14 protein-coding genes and 1 pseudogene are annotated in these 13,726 nt (G+C 57.5%); 5 read left to right on the forward strand and 10 right to left on the reverse strand.

Features of this window, described 5'->3' with window-relative positions:
- Nucleotides 1-300 precede the first annotated feature (300 nt).
- The 6 genes from msrQ to KGB27_RS28690 form a co-directional block, all read right to left on the reverse strand.
- Complete coding sequence (gene msrQ, locus KGB27_RS28665) at nucleotides 301-921, reverse strand: protein-methionine-sulfoxide reductase heme-binding subunit MsrQ (RefSeq protein WP_223557213.1); 621 nt, start codon at nucleotides 919-921, stop codon at nucleotides 301-303.
- The gene (msrP, locus tag KGB27_RS28670; RefSeq protein ID WP_223557214.1) at nucleotides 921-1,934 is read right to left on the reverse strand and encodes a protein-methionine-sulfoxide reductase catalytic subunit MsrP; all 1,014 of its coding nucleotides are present in this window, start codon (nucleotides 1,932-1,934) and stop codon (nucleotides 921-923) included. Before msrP ends, msrQ begins: the two co-directional genes overlap by 1 nt.
- Nucleotides 1,935-1,992: 58 nt before the next feature.
- The gene (gene pssA, locus KGB27_RS28675) at nucleotides 1,993-2,847 is read right to left on the reverse strand and encodes a CDP-diacylglycerol--serine O-phosphatidyltransferase (protein WP_223557215.1); all 855 of its coding nucleotides are present in this window, start codon (nucleotides 2,845-2,847) and stop codon (nucleotides 1,993-1,995) included.
- Between the two features lie 144 nt (nucleotides 2,848-2,991).
- On the reverse strand, nucleotides 2,992-4,008 hold the full coding sequence (gene ilvC, locus KGB27_RS28680) for a ketol-acid reductoisomerase (RefSeq protein WP_003228216.1): 1,017 nt from the start codon (nucleotides 4,006-4,008) through the stop codon (nucleotides 2,992-2,994).
- Nucleotides 4,009-4,056: 48 nt separating this feature from the next.
- Nucleotides 4,057-4,548 (reverse strand): acetolactate synthase small subunit, encoded by a 492-nt coding sequence (gene ilvN / locus KGB27_RS28685; protein ID WP_003205610.1) that lies wholly within the window; start codon nucleotides 4,546-4,548, stop codon nucleotides 4,057-4,059.
- Nucleotides 4,549-4,550: 2 nt separating this feature from the next.
- Nucleotides 4,551-6,275, reverse strand: coding sequence for an acetolactate synthase 3 large subunit (locus KGB27_RS28690; RefSeq protein ID WP_008033158.1), 1,725 nt, complete (start codon nucleotides 6,273-6,275; stop codon nucleotides 4,551-4,553).
- Nucleotides 6,276-6,675: 400 nt separating this feature from the next.
- On the opposite strand from KGB27_RS28690, the gene KGB27_RS28695 reads away from it, so the two are divergent.
- Nucleotides 6,676-7,095: a DUF4124 domain-containing protein gene (locus KGB27_RS28695; protein ID WP_223557216.1), complete on the forward strand. Its 420-nt coding sequence runs from the start codon at nucleotides 6,676-6,678 to the stop codon at nucleotides 7,093-7,095.
- A gap of 122 nt (nucleotides 7,096-7,217) precedes the next feature.
- On the opposite strand, the gene KGB27_RS28700 is transcribed toward KGB27_RS28695, so the two are convergent.
- From KGB27_RS28700 to mrcB, 3 genes are read right to left on the reverse strand one after another with little or no spacing between them, the layout of a single operon-like run.
- The gene (locus KGB27_RS28700) at nucleotides 7,218-7,553 is read right to left on the reverse strand and encodes a YqcC family protein (RefSeq protein ID WP_207286534.1); all 336 of its coding nucleotides are present in this window, start codon (nucleotides 7,551-7,553) and stop codon (nucleotides 7,218-7,220) included.
- Complete coding sequence (locus KGB27_RS28705; protein ID WP_008036407.1) at nucleotides 7,553-8,287, reverse strand: tetratricopeptide repeat protein; 735 nt, start codon at nucleotides 8,285-8,287, stop codon at nucleotides 7,553-7,555. The genes KGB27_RS28700 and KGB27_RS28705 overlap by 1 nt, the downstream gene beginning before the upstream one ends.
- A gap of 16 nt (nucleotides 8,288-8,303) precedes the next feature.
- The gene (gene mrcB, locus KGB27_RS28710) at nucleotides 8,304-10,628 is read right to left on the reverse strand and encodes a penicillin-binding protein 1B (protein WP_223557217.1); all 2,325 of its coding nucleotides are present in this window, start codon (nucleotides 10,626-10,628) and stop codon (nucleotides 8,304-8,306) included.
- Nucleotides 10,629-10,745: 117 nt separating this feature from the next.
- Here mrcB and KGB27_RS28715 point away from each other — a divergent pair, with 117 nt between their 5' ends.
- The 4 genes and pseudogenes from KGB27_RS28715 to KGB27_RS28730 all read left to right on the forward strand — a co-directional run.
- Entirely contained in the window at nucleotides 10,746-12,302 is a 1,557-nt protein-coding gene (locus KGB27_RS28715) for an AAA family ATPase (RefSeq protein WP_223557218.1), read from the forward strand.
- Nucleotides 12,303-12,393: 91 nt separating this feature from the next.
- Complete coding sequence (locus tag KGB27_RS28720) at nucleotides 12,394-12,738, forward strand: pentapeptide repeat-containing protein (protein WP_008033166.1); 345 nt, start codon at nucleotides 12,394-12,396, stop codon at nucleotides 12,736-12,738.
- Between the two features lie 259 nt (nucleotides 12,739-12,997).
- Complete coding sequence (locus KGB27_RS28725) at nucleotides 12,998-13,270, forward strand: TfoX/Sxy family protein (protein WP_007971093.1); 273 nt, start codon at nucleotides 12,998-13,000, stop codon at nucleotides 13,268-13,270.
- Between the two features lie 14 nt (nucleotides 13,271-13,284).
- A pseudogene (locus tag KGB27_RS28730) lies at nucleotides 13,285-13,404 on the forward strand (cAMP-binding protein); the annotation flags it as partial.
- 101 nt (nucleotides 13,405-13,505) lie between these two features.
- Here KGB27_RS28730 and KGB27_RS28735 read toward each other — a convergent pair.
- Nucleotides 13,506-13,726: hypothetical protein (locus KGB27_RS28735; RefSeq protein ID WP_223557219.1), on the reverse strand; the 221-nt coding region annotated here is incomplete at its 5' end.

The following is a 13,726-nucleotide window of genomic DNA, read 5'->3' on the forward strand; positions in this document are numbered from 1 at the left end:
TTCAAAGTTTCCTTTGCAACTTCAACCACTTGCGCTTCCGATCTCTCGTTAGCGGGAGGCGAATTCTACAGCGTTACTCGCTGCTGTCAACACCTCTTTTTCTCCGCTTTCGACCGAGAAGATCGAACCGTTAAAAGAGCCACACAACACCGCTCTTCCAACTCCTTCTGGGCTTCGATAATCTGAAGCAACTCGCTGCCGAAAACTGCGTAACTCATTGTTTACCAAGGAGTTTTCCGTTTCGACTGCGCCGGAAGTGGGGCGAATTATAGACTTCCAGAATCTGCCGTCAACACCTAATTATGCTTTTCTTTCAGAAGATGTCTTTTTAGCTATTAAACGTGGAATTCGACGAGCGACAGGCGGTAACCGCAACACCAATAGCAGTGCGCCTATAGAGGCGTAGACCGCCCACTCCTTCAGATCGGCACGCACGATCCACAACATATGCAGCAAGCCAAGACCGAGAACACCATAAGCCAGTCGATGCAGCTTCTTCCAGCCTGCCCCCAGCCGACGTTGACTGTAGCGGTTGGAGGTTATCGCCAACGCCAGCAAACAAAGGAACCCCAGCACACCGACAATAATGTACGGCCGCTTGCGCAACTCGACACCCAGCTGCGACCAATCAAAGCCAAGAATGAACGCTATATAGCCACTCAGATGGAGAACTACATAAGCGAAGCACCACAAACCCAGCTGCCGTCGGACAGCAATCCACCCCGCCCAACCGGTGAGCTTCAGCAACGGCGTGAAACTCAATGTAATAAGCAGCAGTACAAGCGTCCCCAACCCCAACCGATCAACCAGCACCTTGCCCGGATCCGGCCCCAGCACATCCGCCCAAGCCAGATAGAGCCAAAGCAACGGCCACACCGCAGCAGCGATGAAGACACTCACTCGCCAGAACGGATATCGCATCAGTAGTTCTTCCGCAGATCGAGCCCTGTATATAGAGAAGCAACTTCGTCCGAGTAGCCGTTGAACATCTGCGTGTCACGCACATTGGGCTTGAACAGACCGCTCGGTAAACGACGCTCCCGAGCCTGTGTCCAGCGCGGATGATCGACTGTCGGATTTACGTTGGCATAGAAGCCGTACTCGTCCGCAGCAATGCTTTGCCAGGTGGTTTTCGGTTGCTCGCTGACCAGACTGATCCGCACGATGGATTTGACGCTCTTGAAGCCGTACTTCCACGGCACCACCAGGCGCAGAGGCGCGCCGTTCTGGTTAGGCAACTCACGCCCGTACATGCCCACTGCAAGAATCGCCAACGGATTCATCGCCTCGTCCAGACGCAGCCCTTCTACATAGGGCCAGTCGATCAGGGCAAAACCAGAGCGCTGCCCTGGCATGGTCTTAGGGTCCTGCAGCGTTTCGAAGCGAATGAATTTTGCCTTGGAGGTTGGCTCAACAACATTGAGCAACGCAGAGATGGGAAATCCGATCCATGGAATGACCATCGACCAGGCCTCTACACAGCGAAGACGATAGATACGTTCCTCCAGCTGATAAGGCTTCATGAAGTCCTCCAGCGCATATCGCCCCGGCTTACCCACCTCCCCGTCCACCACCACGCTCCACGGTTCGGTTTTCAGAGAACCGGCGTTGGCGGCCGGATCACCCTTGTCGGTACCGAACTCATAGAAGTTGTTGTAGTGGGTCGCGTCCTTGAACGGCGTGATCACCTCATCCTTGACGGTGACCGCGCCCCACTTGGTAGAAGGCAGTTTTTCGGCAAACCAGGATGGCGCGTTGCCCGCCTCGACATCAGCGTATCGCGCGGCATCGTCAGCACTGGCCCAACGCGGCAAGCTGCTCACAGCCAAGCCGGCAACGGCGGCACCCAAGACATTACGACGAGATAGATAGAGGGATTCAGGCGTGACATCCGACTCATGGCAGTCGGATGACTTGGGGACTTTGATCAGCATGGCAACTCCGCAGCATTGGAGGACAGATGCACCAATAGACTGCGGAGTATGAGGGAAATTACACGCTTTTGTGCCGACGAAGACGTAACAGGTATTGAACCGGGCCAGACGCTGCATAGGCGAGGAAAACCAGCAGCAGGATGCGCGGCGGATCACTGAACACGACGGCAAACACCAGCACCACGGCAAGGATCGCCACGAAAGGCACACGCCCTTTCAGGTCCAGCTCCTTGAAGCTGTTGTACTTGATGTTGCTGACCATCAGCATGCCGGCAGCCGCAACCATCAGCGCGACCAGGAAAGACATCATGGAACCCTGAATGCCGTAATCGCTGAACGCCCAGACAATACCCGCAACCACACCCGCCGCAGCCGGACTGGCCAGGCCGATGAAGTAGCGCTTGTCGGCGGTGCCCACCTGGGTGTTGAAACGTGCCAGGCGCAACGCAGCGCCGGCGACATAAATGAAGGCGACCATCCAGCCGACCTTGCCCATATCACCCAAGGCCCAACCAAATGCCAGCAGTGCCGGCGCGACACCGAAGGCGACCATATCGGACAGCGAGTCGTACTCGGCACCGAAGGCACTCTGGGTGTTTGTCATACGGGCAACGCGACCGTCGAGACCGTCGAGCACCATGGCGACAAAAATGGCGATCGCGGCAAACGCAAAATACTTGCTCGCGCCAATCGCATCACCGGCACTCAAGGCACTCTGGGCACTCATTGAATTGATGATGGAGTAGAACCCTGCGAACAGGTTCGCAGTGGTGAACAGATTCGGCAGAAGATAGATACCACGATGCCGGACTTTACGGCCTTCAGCGTCATGCCCTTCTTCGACGTGTTCATCGATGGGCAGCAGGCTTTCGGCGTCAGAAGCCTGGTTTGGCTCTTCGGGACGTTCGCTCATGGACATTACCTTGCAACGGGGTGGAAAGTTTCGACAGGTGTCTGGGACGACGGTTCGGCCACAAACGATGCAGCTTTATACCAGAACCGGCCTCCTAAACGAAAAAACGCGGCCTAGGCCGCGTTTTCCGTACAAGTGTGCGACTTAGTTTTTGGCTTTGTCGACGATCTTGTTGGCACCGATCCACGGCATCATGGAGCGCAGTTGCTCGCCGATGATTTCGATACCGTGAGCGGCGTTGTTACGACGCTTGGCGGTCATCGAAGGATAGCCGGTTGCGCCTTCGCTGATGAACATCTTGGCGTATTCGCCGTCCTGAATACGTTTCAGGGCGTTGCGCATGGCCTGACGGGATTCGGCGTTGATCACTTCCGGACCAGTCACGTACTCGCCGTATTCAGCGTTGTTGGAGATCGAGTAGTTCATGTTGGCGATACCGCCTTCGTACATGAGGTCAACGATCAGTTTCAGTTCGTGCAGGCATTCGAAGTAGGCCATTTCTGGCGCGTAGCCAGCTTCAACCAGGGTTTCGAAACCGGCTTTGACCAGTTCAACGGTACCACCGCACAGAACGGCTTGTTCGCCGAACAGGTCGGTTTCGGTCTCGTCCTTGAAAGTGGTTTCGATGATACCGGTACGACCGCCACCAACGCCGGCAGCGTAGGACAGTGCAACGTTTTTGGCGTTGCCGGAAGCATCCTGATAGATAGCGATCAGGTCAGGGATACCGCCGCCTTTGACGAACTCGGAACGCACGGTGTGGCCCGGTGCTTTCGGCGCGATCATGATCACGTCGAGGTCAGCGCGCGGAACAACCTGGTTGTAGTGGATCGCGAAGCCGTGGGAGAAGGCCAGGGTGGCGCCTTTCTTGATGTTCGGCTCGATTTCGTTTTTGTACAGGGAGGACTGGAACTCGTCCGGGGTCAGGATCATGACCAGGTCGGCAGCCGCAACAGCGGAAGCAACGTCGGTCACTTTCAGGCCGTGAGCTTCGGCTTTGGCAACGGTCGCCGAACCTTTACGCAGGCCAACAGTGACATCAACGCCGGAGTCTTTCAGGTTGCACGCTTGAGCGTGGCCTTGGGAACCGTAACCGATGATGGCAACTTTCTTGCCCTGGATGATCGACAGGTCGCAGTCTTTATCGTAGAAAACTTTCATGAATTTCCCCTATATATCCAGGCCGTTCAGGCCATTCGCTAATTTGGTTTAGATGCTGAGTACTTTGTCGCCGCGAGCAATACCGGTTACGCCGCTGCGGACGGTTTCCAGGATCGACGCGGTGCCGATGGACTGAATGAAGCTGTCGAGCTTGTCGCTGGTACCGGTCAATTGAACGGTATACACGCTAGCGCTGACATCAACGATCTGCCCACGGTAAATATCGGTGGTGCGCTTGATCTCGGCGCGCTGGGCGCCGGTAGCCTTGACCTTGACCAGCATCAGTTCGCGCTCGATGTGAGCACTTTCCGACAGGTCGACCAGTTTGACCACTTCGATCAGCTTGTTCAGGTTCTTGGTGATCTGCTCGATGATCTCATCGTGACCCACGGTGGTCAGCGTCAGACGCGACAAAGTCGGGTCTTCGGTTGGCGCCACGGTCAGGCTTTCGATGTTGTAGTTGCGCTGCGAGAACAGGCCGACTACACGCGACAGAGCACCGGGTTCGTTTTCCAGAAGCAAGGAAATAATGTGCCGCATGATTAAGTACGCTCCGTCTTGCTCAGCCACATATCGCGCATGGAGCCGTCTTTGATCTGCATCGGATAGACGTGCTCGCTGGTGTCGACTGCAATATCGATGACCACCAGGCGATCCTTCATGGCGAATGCTTCTTCCATCTTCGACTTCAAGTCTTTCGAGTCGGTGATGCGCACGCCGACATGGCCATAGGCCTCTGCCAGCTTGACGAAGTCAGGCAACGATTCCATGTAGGAGTGCGAGTGACGGCTACCGTAGCTCATGTCCTGCCACTGACGAACCATACCCAGAACGCCGTTGTTCAGGATGACGATTTTGACCGGCAAACCATATTGCAGACAGGTGGACAGTTCCTGAATGTTCATCTGGATACTGCCCTCGCCCGTTACGCAGGCGACGTCGGCATCCGGAAAGCTCAACTTGATACCCATGGCCGCCGGGAAACCGAAGCCCATGGTGCCCAGGCCACCGGAGTTGATCCAGCGGTTCGGCTTGTTGAACTTGTAGTACTGCGCCGCGAACATTTGGTGCTGACCCACGTCGGAGGCAACAAAGGCATCGCCCTTGGTCACTTCGCACAGGGTTTCGATCACGGTCTGCGGCTTGATGACACTGCCGTCGCCCTTGTCGTAAGGGAACAGGCCGCGATCACCGCGCCACTCATCAACTTGCTTCCACCAACTGGCAACGGACTCCTTGTTCGGGGTCTCGCCGATTTCCTTGAGGATCGCGACCATTTCGGTCAGGACGCTTTCCACCGGACCAACGATCGGCACGTCGGCCTTGATGGTCTTGGAGATCGAAGCCGGGTCGATGTCGATGTGAATGATCTTGGCATTCGGGCAGAACTTCGACGCGCCGTTGATGACACGATCGTCGAAGCGTGCGCCGACTGCGAGGATCACGTCAGCATGGTGCATCGCCAGGTTGGCGGTGTAGCTGCCGTGCATGCCGAGCATGCCGATGAACTGACGGTCGGTGCCAGGGTAGGCACCCAGACCCATCAGGGTATTGGTCACTGGCAGGTTGAGCATCTTCGCCAACTCGGTCAGCGGCGCGGAGCCACCACCGAGAATCACACCGCCGCCTGCGTACATCACAGGGCGCTTGGCCGCCAGGAGCATTTCGGCTGCCTTGCGGATTTGTCCGGAGTGACCGCGAACGGCCGGGCTGTAGGAACGCAGCTTGGCTTTTTTCGGGAAGATGTATTCGAACTTCTCGGCCGGGTTGGTCATGTCTTTCGGGATATCGACAACGACCGGACCAGGACGACCGGATTGCGCCAGGTAGAACGCTTTCTTCATGACTTCCGGGATTTCCGACGCGTGCTTGATCATGAAGCTGTGCTTCACGATCGGCCGGGAGATACCGATCATGTCGGTTTCCTGGAACGCATCGGTGCCAACCATGTTGCTAGGCACCTGGCCGGAAATGACCACCATCGGAATGGAGTCCATGTAGGCCGTGGCAATACCGGTAATGGCGTTGGTTGCACCCGGGCCGGAGGTCACCAGTACCACGCCGGCTTTACCGGTGGCACGGGCGTAACCGTCAGCCATATGGGTCGCAGCCTGCTCGTGACGAACCAGGATGTGGGTCACTTCCGGTTCTTTGAACAGGGCATCGTAAACATGAAGAAGAGCACCACCCGGGTACCCGTAGATGTACTTGACGCCTTCGTCACGCAAAAAGCGGACGAGCATCTCACCGCCAGATAAAAGCTCCACGTTGTTCACCTCTAAAACGCCAGAATACCGCCCACATACAAGAGGACGGGTCTTAATAGGTTTACTTCTCGGCAGAGCATGAGCGACGGTGGTCGCCGACTACGTCAGCACTGACTGAGCAAGTATTGGGATCGTCCCAAGTGTTGCGGGGCTTTCCCACCCAGCGCGAGGTAACGCGTTGCGGGTGTAACAGGTCGGCGCGGATGTGCGCCTCATGATCTGCCGAGTGGGTCTGCTTCTGGCAGTCCCTCTACAGCGGACTTTGGATTCTTCTGTTTCGTCCCCTGCAAGTCAAGTCGTCAATGTGCTTTATTGAAGTAAGCACATGAGAAAGCAAGAAAAAACCGCTAAACAGCAACTGTGTTAGCTTCAATTGCGCAACCCAATACAAGGAAATGGCATGCGAACGTTTTTCCTGACCGCCAGCCTGCTGATCGCCATCAGCCCTTTGTGCATGGCCGCTCAGATTTACACGTGGGTCGATGAACAAGGCGTTACCCACTTCGATGCGCAACCGCCCCAGGGCCGGGAAGCCACGACCGTTGTCACGCCCTCCTCTGCGAACAAGCCGGCTCCGCTGCCCCGCAGTAACGCCATTGGCGATCAACAGGCCATCGATAAGAGCGTTAAAAAACAGGTCGCCGAGCAGCAAGCGCAGCTAAAGGTATTCTGCGAGCAGGCGCGGACGAACCTGGCTCAACTGCAGAACAATCCGCGGATACGGGAGGATGTCGAGGGTGAGATGCGCCGCCTGACCGACGAGCAACGTCAGGAGCGGACTGCTGAAGCACAAAGACAGATCGCTGAAAACTGCCAGTAGATACCTGTAGGAGCAGAGCTTGCTCCGGGCGGCGTTCCGACGAAGGCGGCGTAACATTCAACATATCTTTTGAATGTTACGCCGCCTTCGCGAGCAAGCTCTGCTCCTACAAGAAATCGGGGTCAGCGGGAGGCGGTGATCAGTTGGTCGAACTCTTTGAGCAGAACCTGCAACTGCCGATCCTTGCCCTGGACATTGCGGCTGGCGAAGACCATTTCCGCCATCTCCTGAATGCCCGAGGCATTGGGCAACGGCAAATCCTGCTCGAGGATCGCTTTCATGCGCGGCAGGAAGATCCATTGCAGCCACTGCTCGAAATCCAGCGTATCGACCGAGAACGGCTCGACACTGGACAGCGCTTCAACCGATGGCGAGACATCGTCCCACCACCCCTGAACCCGCAACTCGCGCTCGATCAACAGCAGCTGCTCGGCAATTTTCGGAAAGCGTGCGTCCATCACAGCGAAACCTTGGCCTTCTGACGGGCCAGTGCAGCGCCAGCGGAATCACCCTGCTTATCACGTGCCTGACCGATCAATTCCCACAGACTGGCCTGAAGTGCCGGACGCCCATTGGCGAGGGTCAGACCACGACGAGCGAACTGCTCGGCTTGTGCCGCATCACCTTGGGCCATGCGAACCTGCGCCAGACGATAAAGCACTTGCGGCTCACGCGGTGCAACACGCTGGGCGCGCTCCAGACTGGAAGAAGCACCGTTGAGGTCACCGCCAGCCTGTTGCTGCTGAGCAGTGGTCAGCAGCGCCAATACCGGACCGTCCAGCTGTTCATCAGCTGACAGACCACCGGCGCTCGACGAAGGAATGCCGCTTGGTGTCGATGGCATGCTGTAGCTGCCCTGATTGATCGGGGCCGACTGGACTGGCGAAGTGTCGATCGGACCCGAAGTGATCGGGCCTGGCGTAATCGGCGAAGTACTGATCGGTGCCGATGCAACTGCACCGCCACCCGGCACCATCACCACGACGCCGGTGTCACCTTGCGGGATCGCCTGGGTCTGGGATTGCACAGGACGTTTAACCGTCGTTTGACGAAAACCGCCATTGGCCGAAACACGTTCACTGTTGGAAACGGCGCTGCCGGAATCCACAACCGGAATCGAACCACGCTGTACGCTGGAGCAACCGCTGAGCAAAGCCACGGCGGCAACCGCTGGAATCAACCATTTGTTCACTTGAAACCCTCTTTGCTTAATTCATCCAGCCCTTGACCCAATCCATCACCGTTTCACCGTTAACAGGGCTTTCGCCACCGCAAGCAGCGCCGGGAGGCGGTTCGCTGCCGCGAATATACGGCATCTGCACGGCACCTGGGCAGTTGGCATCAGAGCCTTGTCCGGTATGTGAATCGACCCAGGCCTGAACCACATTATCCGGCTGAGGCATGTCCAGCGGCAACGGATCGGCCTTACGCATGAAACTGGTCCAGACCTGCAACGCGCCAGTGGCACCGGTAAACGGGGTCTTGCCGTTGTCATCGCGACCCAGCCACACCACCGCCAGCAAGTCCTGGCTGAAACCGGCGAACCAGCTGTCTCGCGAATCGTTACTGGTACCGGTCTTGCCCGCCAGCGTCAGGGTTTTCGGTAACACGTTGTAAACCGAACTGCCGGTGCCTTCGCGCATGACCCGCTGCATGGCACTCTGGATCAGGTAAATGGACGCCGGATCGAAACGCTGCTGAATCTGGAACGGATACCGCTTGAGCGGCTCGCCTTCCGCCGTCAGCACGCTACGAATCCCGCGCATCGGCGTATTGAAGCCACCGTTGGCGAGGGTCTGGTACATGGTCGCCACTTCGATCGGGGTCATGCCGCCAGCACCCAGCAGCATCGACGGGAATGCCGGAAACTCGCGACTGACACCCAGGCGAGCCAGCGTCTTCAAGACATTCGGCACGCCCACCGCCAACCCGAGACGCGCGGTCGACAGGTTGTAGGAGTGCGCCAGGCCCTGATAAAGGAAAACAGTGCCATGGGAGCGGCGATCATAGTTTTGCGGTTTCCAGACCTGCCCGTCCGCGCCTTTTACCGAGAAGGATTCGTCTGACAGCCAACTGGTCAACGTGTACTGGCTAGGCTTCTCAAGGGCTGTCAGATAAACCGCCGGCTTGATCAACGAACCGATCGGTCGCACAGCATCCAGCGCCCGGTTGAAACCGGCGAAGCTCGCCTGGCGACTGCCGATCATGGCCTGGACTTCACCGGTTTCCGGGTTGGTCACGACCATCGCCGCTTCAACGTCATCGGAGCCTTTGCGGCCGGACAAGCGCTTGAACGTATCGTTGACCGACGCTTCAGCTTTCATCTGCAAAATAGGATCGAAACTGGTGAAGATCCGCAGGCCTTCTTCGGTCAAGTCTTCGTCGCGATAGTCTTCGCGCAGTTGACGTTTAACCAGGTCGAGAAACCCAGGGAACGAACTGTCGGCCAGTTTGCCGCGCGTCGTCACGCCCAAAGGCATTTTCTTCGCCACCGCGACCTGCTCGGCGGAGGCGACGCCTTGCTGCTCAAGCACATCGAGCACCAGGTTGCGCCGCTCGAGCGCCCGTTCCGGATTGCGACGGGGATTGTAATAGGACGGTCCCTTGACCATGCCCACCAGCATCGCGACTTGATGCAGTTTCAGTTCGGACAACGGCTGCCCGAAGAAGAACTGGCTGGCGAGGCCGAAACCGTGCACCGCGCGCTGGCCATCCTGACCGACGAACACTTCGTTGAGGTAAGCCTCAAGAATCTCCCGCTTGTCGTAATGCAGCTCAAGCAGCATCGCCATCATGGCTTCGGTGAGTTTGCGGCTCAGGCTGCGTTCGCTGGTCAGGTAGAAGTTCTTGACCAACTGTTGCGTCAGGGTACTACCGCCCTGGGTCATCTTGCCGCCAGAGGTGTTGACCCAAATGGCGCGGACAATCGACTTCGGCGACACGCCCCAGTGGCTATAGAAGTCCCGGTCTTCTACAGCGACCAGGGTTTCCAGCAGATACGGCGGCACCTGATCGATGTTGATCAGAATGCGGTCTTCGAGATTCTTCGGATAAATCCCGCCGATCAGCAGCGGTTCCAGCCGCACCACAGAAAGCTTCGAACCGTTGGTCGCCGAAAGTTCAGCCACGTAGTCGCCGGAGAAGCGCACGCGCACGGGCTGGGCGTTCTCCATGCCTTCATAGAACTGGAAACCACGGGTATTCAAGTCAACGGTGTTGCCGTTGACCGCTGCTGCGCCGGGGCCGTTGCTCACGCTTTCGCGGCGATAGCCCAGGGCGTCGAGTTCGGTGAGGAAGTCTTCCTTGCTCAGCTTCTGGCCGGTGAACAGCTCGAGCGGGCGCGCATACACCTTGGCCGGGATAGTCCAGCGCTTGCCGGAGAACTTCTCCTGGACAATAGCGTCGAGGTAAACCGCGAACCCGGCGAGCACCACAAGGCCGACCAGACTGAGTTTAAGGGCCCAGCCCAGCCAAGGGCGCAGGCCCCTGGAAGGTGGTTTTTTGGGGGTACGGGGGGATCGAGTACGAGTCATGGCGCCGGATTATACGCACTTTATTCATACTCAACAGGAGCCCGCCGAGGTTTGCGTCGGGCGGACTTGCGGCCATAATGGCGGCCGTGAATTTTCCCAGACTCTGAAGGAACGCCTGTGAGCCAGTCCCTGATCGCCGCCCTGCAAAACCCGGCCCTCTACCCGCACCCGGTAGACGGGTTTCAGCTCATCGAAACCCACATCTCCTGGGTCATTCTCACAGGCGCTTTCGCTTATAAAGTGAAGAAGCCAGTCAACTTCGGCTTCCTCGACTTCACCAGCCTCGATGCCCGTGAGCATTTCTGTGGTGAAGAACTGCGCCTGAACCAGCGCCTGACCAATGATTTGTATCTCGAAGTATTGCCGATTACCGGCAGCGCCGAAGCGCCACAACTGGGCGGCGACGGTCCGGTCATCGAATACGCGCTGAAAATGCGTCAGTTCCCACAGAGCCAACTGCTCAGCACGCTGCAAGCCAACGGCGAATTGACCACCGCGCACATCGACGAGATGGCCGCACAGATCGCGCAATTCCACCTCACCGCACCAAAGGTGCCTGCGGAACACGAAGCCGGCACGCCGGACAGCGTCATGGCGCCAGTGCGGCAGAACTTCGAGCAGATCCGCCCGTTCCTGAGTGACAAGGCGGACCTGCTGCAACTTGATGCCTTGCAAGCCTGGGCCGAAAGCAGCTTCGAACGCCTCAAGCCACTGTTTACCCAGCGTAAGGCCGAGGGGTTCATCCGCGAGTGCCACGGTGATATCCACCTGGGCAACGCCACCGTGATCGATGGCAAGGTCGTGATCTTCGACTGCATCGAATTCAACGAGCCGTTCCGCTTCACCGACGTCTATGCCGACACCGGCTTCCTGGCGATGGACCTTGAAGACCGTGGCCTGAAGAGCCTGGCCCGTCGCTTTATCAGCCAATACCTGGAGTTGACCGGCGATTACCAGGGCCTGGAACTGCTGAACTTCTATAAAGCCTACCGTGCGCTGGTTCGCGCCAAGGTCAGCCTGTTCAGCATGCCGGCCGAAGCCGACCCGGTGCAGCGCGCCACGACCCTGCGCCAGTACCGCAACTATGCAAATCTGGCGGAAAGCTACAGCACCATTCCTTCGCGCTTCATGGCCATCACCCACGGCGTTTCCGCTGTTGGCAAAAGCCACGTGGCCATGCGCCTGGTGGAAGCGCTGGGCGCAATTCGCCTGCGTTCCGATGTCGAACGCAAACGCCTGTTCGGCGAACAAACTGTCGCTAACGATCCGCAAGCCGGCATTTATAGCGCCGACGCCAGCGCCGCAACCTACACTCGCCTGCATGAAATCGCCGCGGTAATCCTGCGCGCCGGTTTCCCAGTGGTGGTCGATGCCACTTACCTCAAGCGCGACCAGCGTGACGGCGCGGCGAAAATTGCCGAAGCCACCGGCGCGCCGTTCCTGATCCTTGATTGCAACGCGCCACAAGCGGTGATCGAAAGCTGGCTGGCCCTGCGCCAGGCAGACAAAAAGGATCCATCCGACGCCAATCTGGCCGTTATCGAAGCGCAGCAAGCCAATCGTGAAGCCCTGACGCCAGAAGAGATTCTGTGCAGCAAACGCGTGCAGACCAATGAAAGCGGGACCCTCGACACCGTCGTTGCGCAAATTCGCCAACGCCTGCCGGGCCTGTAAGAAAGTATTTCAGCCGTGGAGCCTTCGCTGGCTTCACGGCTGTCAAATAGTGGCACTATACTGGCGTCATAAAACCAACAGGTGATGTGACATGAGCCAGCCGAAACTTCTCGACACCCCGCTTTATGCCTTACTGCACAAAGACGACATCACAGGTTTCAACAACGAACGTCCAAAAGACGGACCTATCGACATGGTCGGTGGTGACTTCCGAGGCCTGGACCTGCGCGAACTGAATGCCGACGGCATCGACTTTACCGATGCTTACTTCCGCTCGGCCGACTTGCGCGGCATCGATTTCAGCAACTCAAACCTGGAAGGCGCAAGCCTGGCCCACGCGCAAATCTCCGGCGCCTACTTTCCGCGAGAGCTGAGTGCCGACGAAATTCTGATGTCGATGAATTTCGGTACACGCCTGCGTTATCGAACCCGTTAAAAACGACCGATAACTGACATGTCCAGTGCTCAGCCTTGGCGCCCCCCCGCCTTGCGCTGGACTGTGGGTGTTTTCAGCTTGAAAACTTGACGCCCTTCCGCCTTTTCCTACCTTGCTCGCGTATTTTTACGCTGCACATCGGAGTCGCTTCTTAGAAGCATTTGCTCCGAAACCGACCAAACAATCACGCTTTTCCTACTGATGGCTACACTCCTCAGAAGCTTGCCCACGCACCGTTCGGCCGTCGCAAGGAGGCTTGATGAATGATGAACTGCAGCACCTGAAGAATCTTGGCAAGACATCGGCGCAGTGGCTGCATGCCGTGGGCATCCACAGCGCCTCGGACTTGCGTCGCCTGGGGGCTGTGGATGCCTATCGGGCTGTGCGCACGCGCGGGTTCCGGGCATCCAAGGTGTTGTTATATGCGATCGAAGGCGCGCTGATGGATGTGCATTGGAACGACATCCCCGCCGAGCGCAAGGAAGCCCTGAATAAACAGTTGGAAGCGATCTCGTCACGCCACAAGAATTGAACGGGAGCGAAGGAGAGTTTCTCAGCCTCACTCAAGGCAATCCGAAGATCGCCCACAGCCTGATCGAGAGCGTGGACCGACGCATTGACCTGCTGAACAAGCACACCACGCAGCTGAGCTCATCAGGAATGTAGTCTGAAGCCCAATGATTTCAGGGCTTCTCGCCAAGCAACTGACAATTTTCGAGGAAATGAAAAATCAGCGGTTGACTTGGTAATGAGAATCGCTATGATTATCACAACTGGTCGCGAGACTGGTCGATATTTGAAAAGCCCTTGGTTCGGACTCTCAGATATCTCCTCATCAGGCTAATCACGGTTATTTGACCCGGCTCTTGCCGGGTCTTTTTTTGCCTGCGCAAAAGTCCCCCGGCAAAACCGATCCCCTGTAGGAGCCGGCTTGCCGGCGATAGCGGTGGGTCAGTCACTAAATGCGTTGACTGATACATCGCTATCG

The sequence above is a fragment of the Pseudomonas sp. BF-R-01 genome (assembly GCF_019946615.1).
GTDB lineage: Bacteria > Pseudomonadota > Gammaproteobacteria > Pseudomonadales > Pseudomonadaceae > Aquipseudomonas > Aquipseudomonas migulae.